The sequence below is a fragment of the Brunnivagina elsteri CCALA 953 genome (assembly GCF_002289455.1).
In the GTDB taxonomy this organism is placed as follows: Bacteria; Cyanobacteriota; Cyanobacteriia; order Cyanobacteriales; family Nostocaceae; genus Brunnivagina; species Brunnivagina elsteri.
The window spans coordinates 1-4,661 of the sequence record NZ_NTFS01000471.1 but is presented as its reverse complement, the minus strand read 5'-3'; the positions used below and the strand labels follow the sequence as shown (position 1 = coordinate 4,661).

Here is a 4,661-nt window from a genome sequence, read left to right as displayed (position 1 = left end):
ATTGGTTACTTTAAGTGGGTTACGTTTGTTGAATAAATAAAATAAAGTAAAATAAAATTTTTTCAACGCAGAGGTTCGCGGAGGTTAACGCGGAGTTTCGCAGAGGAATATGGAGAGTTATTTGCTTGGTTTTTCAACCATACTGGGATGCTCTCTTTTATTCTTTACTTTTTACCCATGTTTCGTTTTAATCTATCCAATTCATCATCTGTTTCAAAACGACGAAATTGTTCTTCTAATTCATCAAAACTTCCCAAAGATGTTTTTGTCGAACTTCTCCAACCACTAGTTTCCAATGGTTCCTGAGTTTTGGTTTGTTGAGTTTTTGCTTGTTGATTACGTACTTGTTGTGCTTCCGTTGCCTTTACCTGAACTTCTTGTCTACGTACTTGAATTTTTTGTAACAAATCCTGAGCTTGCTTAATTCGCTCCTTCAAACCCTGCATATGTCCCCATTGCTGATTTCCCTTACGGAGCAATGAAGCTTCATGTTCCTGTGCTGCTGATGCTAAATCTAACCGATTCCCAGCTTTTGCTTTTTGGATTCTCACATGCCATTTTTGAATTTCCGTCGCTGTAGCCAAAATATCATCTTGCGATCGCTTTTCTTGTAGCTGCAATTCCGCAATCAACTTTAATGTATCCTCTTCCTGTTCCCGCAACTGCTCTAACAGCGCTTCTAACTCCAAATGCGGATTGTTTCGCAAAAATTCTTCTAAACGGTTTTCCAGAAACCGACTCAAGTCATCGAATAATCCCACTGTTAGAACTCCAGACTCCAATTACTATGATTCATTGTAGTGCTGACTGCTGCCTCGCGGAAAGTCAATCAACCCAGTACTTGCATTTTTTTCTTAAAGTAGTATAATTGTATTATTAAATTAGGAATTATATATTTCCTTCTTTCCTTCTTTCCTTCTTTCTTCCCTTGGCGTTTTGGCGTACTTGGCGGTTATCTATCTAATATTCATAATTATATCCCTATGTGGATATACTTCAGTAAAACTACTTACATAAAATTCTGTTATGAAAATTAGATAAAGTTAGCATTTTTCTCTTGTGAATTAATCATTATCCGAGGTTAAAATTGATTTACAGAATTAGAATTATATCTAAAAAAGCACGATAATAAGAAGAGGTTAAATTATGAGTAGCATTGAAGTTGTATTTAGCTTTGACACTACAGGTAGTATGTACCCTTGCTTAACTCAAGTACGCCGAAAAATCAAGGAAACAGTACAACGCTTAATCAACGAAATCCCATTAATTAAAATTGGAATAATTGCCCACGGTGATTACTGTGATGAAGGCTCAACATACGTTACCAAACATTTTGATTTATCAGCAGATATTGAGGCAATTTGCGATTTTGTCCTGAATGTGGAACCTACAGGAGGTGGTGATGCTCCAGAGTGTTACGAACTAGTATTACACGAAGCACAATCATTTTCTTGGTCTAAATCAGCATCAAAATCCCTGGTATTAATTGGTGATGATATTCCCCATGCTCCTGCACATAACCCGAAAAAATTAAACTGGAGACAGGAAGTTAAGAAGTTAGCAGAACAAGAAATAGTGGTTTATGGAGTGCAAGCTTTAAACCGTTCCCACGCAACACCATTTTATCAAGATTTAGCTGAACAATCAGGTGGTTTTCACGTCAATCTCGACCAATTTTCTTATATTACAGACCTATTTTTAGCAGTCTGTTATCAACAATCTTCAAACGAACAACTCCAAGAATACGAAAAAGAAATTATCAGCGAAGGAAGGATGAGTCGGGGGTTAAGTCGTATCTTTAACTCAATGATGAAACGTGAAGGAACATCACTTTACGAAGCTGCTGATTTACGTACTATTTCTCCAGGAAGATTTCAAGTCCTTGATGTTGATAATAATATATCAATTAAAGCTTTTGTATTAGAGAATGGTTTGACTTTTAAAGTTGGACGGGGATTTTATGAGTTTACGAAAACAGAAACTATCCAAGGACATAAAGAAATCATTTTAATGGATAGAAAAACAGGTGATTTATTTGAAGGGGAAGCAGCCAGGGAAATGTTAGGTTTACCGGAAGGTTCGACGGTTAGGATTAAACCGAATAATTTGGAAAAATATATGGTTTTTGTCCAAAGTACTTCTGCGAATCGTAAATTAATTGGAGGAACCAAATTCCTTTATGAAGTCGAAGATTGGACTAGGGATTAAGGTAGAGAGAAGAAACAATAACAAGAAAATATTTTTCCCTTTGCTTCCCTTCTTCCCATTTAGTCCTCTTTGTAACTAATATAATTATCCTGCTAGCAATGGAGGTAAAACGTGCTGGAATCGACTATGGTAGATGTGAAAACGCGAATTGAAGAACTACGGAAGCTTGTGCAAAAGGCGAGCTACGAATATTATGTACTTGATAATCCAACATTAGATGATGGGGTTTACGATCGCCTTTACCGTGAATTACAGGAACTGGAAAGTCAGCATCCCCAATTAATTACATCCGATAGTCCAACCCAACGAGTCGGGGAAAGAGCAGCAACACAATTTAACTCAGTACGTCATCATGTACCATTGTATAGTCTCGAAAATGCCTTTGATGTTGACGAGTTAAAAGCCTGGGATAATCGCTGGAGAAGGAATTTACAACCTTCTAATTACTACTTGACCATCGAAGCAGAACATGGGTTTGGGTATGTCTGCGAATTAAAGATTGACGGGAATGCTTTAGCTTTAACCTATGAAAATGGGATTTTGACGCGGGGTGCTACTAGGGGTGATGGTATGATGGGGGAAGATATTACCCAGAATATCCGCACTATTCGTTCGATTCCCTTGCGGTTAAATGCAGAAGCTTTTGGTGGTATTATTCCGGAACGGGTAGAAGTACGGGGGGAGACATTTTTACCCCTTGATGTCTTTAAGCAAATTAATGAGGAACGTACAAAAGTTGGTGAGACTCAATTTGCTAATCCCCGTAATGCCACTGCGGGAACCTTGCGACAACTTGATTCTAGGGTTGTAGATAAGCGAAAATTGGACTTTTTTGCTTATACTTTGCACATTCCTGGAGAAGACGATGCCAGTATTACAAATACTCAGTGGGAAGCTCTAGAATTACTCCAAAAAATGGGTTTTAAAGTCAACCCCAAGATGAAATTGTGTTCGTCTCTACCAGAAGTCGCCGAATATTACAATAACTGGGATACAGCTCGTTTGAATTTACCCTACATGACTGATGGGGTAGTGGTAAAACTCGATTTATTTAAACTACAAGAACAATTGGGTTTTACGCAGAAATTTCCCCGATGGGCTGTAGCATTAAAGTATGCAGCCGAAGAAGCACCAACCATTGTCGAAAACATTTCTGTTAATGTTGGACGTACAGGAGCTTTAACACCACTTGCAGAGATGCATCCGGTACAACTAGCGGGTACAACCGTATCTAGAGCTACTTTACACAATTGCGATCGCATTGCTCAACTTGATATCCGCATTGGAGACACGGTAATTGTCCGCAAAGCTGGGGAAATTATCCCGGAAGTGGTACGGGTATTAACAGAATTACGTCCTGATGGTACCCAACCTTTTATAATGCCTACCCATTGTCCCGTATGTGGACAACCTGTAGTTAGGGAAAAGGATGAAGCTGTAACAAGATGCGTAAATGCGTCTTGTGCGGCAATTTTGAAGGGTTCCATAGAGCATTGGGTAAGTAAAGATGCCCTAGATATTCGGGGAATGGGTGAGAAATTGGTGCATCAATTAATAGATAAAGAAGTGGTGCATTCAGTCGGTGATTTATATGAGTTAATACCGGATAAATTGTGTGAATTGGAGAGGATGGGTAAAAAGTCGGCTGAGAAAATTGTCGATGCAATTTCTAAGTCTAAAAATCAACCTTGGAGTCGGGTTCTTTATGGTTTGGGGATTCGTCACGTTGGTAGTGTCACAGCCCAGTTGTTAGCAGAAAAATTTCCCAATGTTGAACAATTAGCTGACGCATCAAGGGCAAAGATTGAAGGTATTTATGGGATTGGTGGGGAAATTGCGGATAGTATTTATCAGTGGTTTCGCATTCCTTCAAATCAGAAATTGATTGAGCGATTACAAGCTACTGGTTTACAATTTGTAGATTTAGTGGAGGAAGTTTTAATAGATGGAAATATCAATAAAAAATTAGCTGACAAAATTTTTGTAATTACAGGTACTTTACCCACATTAAAACGTGATGAAGCAAAAGCATTAATTCAAAAAGCAGGTGGTAAAGTTACCGATTCTGTTAGTAAGAAGACAGATTTTTTGTTAGTAGGTGAAGAAGCTGGTTCTAAGTTAACAAAAGCTGAATCATTGGGGATTATGATATTAAGTGAAGCTCAATTATTGGAAATTTTGGAATGATAATGCAATATGAATAAAATATGACCTCTCCCTGACTTTTGCTGTGCAAAAATCGTCCCTCCCCTAAGAAGGGAGGGATAAAAATAGAACTAAAATTAGTCTCCGTACTTAAAATATTTGTGGATGAACTATAAGCCAATTTGCAAATGACTTACTTATTAAACCTCGTCCATTTCGGAACCCGGAGTTTTTGATTATTCTGTTACCTGAGTTCGATATAACAGAAACGCTTAGAAATAAGTTGTAATCAATATTCTATCAATTAG

General features: G+C 37.9%; 3 protein-coding genes. 2 read left to right on the top strand and 1 reads right to left on the bottom strand.

What is annotated here, in order from left to right:
• Positions 1 to 164: 164 nt before the first annotated feature.
• Positions 165 to 761, bottom strand: a complete 597-nt coding sequence (locus CK510_RS26605) for a TIGR04376 family protein (RefSeq protein ID WP_095724525.1) — start codon at positions 759 to 761, stop codon at positions 165 to 167.
• 385 nt (positions 762 to 1,146) lie between these two features.
• On the opposite strand from CK510_RS26605, the gene CK510_RS26600 reads away from it, so the two are divergent.
• Positions 1,147 to 2,208, top strand: a complete 1,062-nt coding sequence (locus tag CK510_RS26600) for a vWA domain-containing protein (RefSeq protein ID WP_211293314.1) — start codon at positions 1,147 to 1,149, stop codon at positions 2,206 to 2,208.
• A gap of 126 nt (positions 2,209 to 2,334) precedes the next feature.
• Positions 2,335 to 4,395: an NAD-dependent DNA ligase LigA gene (gene ligA / locus CK510_RS26595; RefSeq protein WP_211293315.1), complete on the top strand. Its 2,061-nt coding sequence runs from the start codon at positions 2,335 to 2,337 to the stop codon at positions 4,393 to 4,395.
• The last annotated feature ends 266 nt before the right edge of the window (positions 4,396 to 4,661 follow it).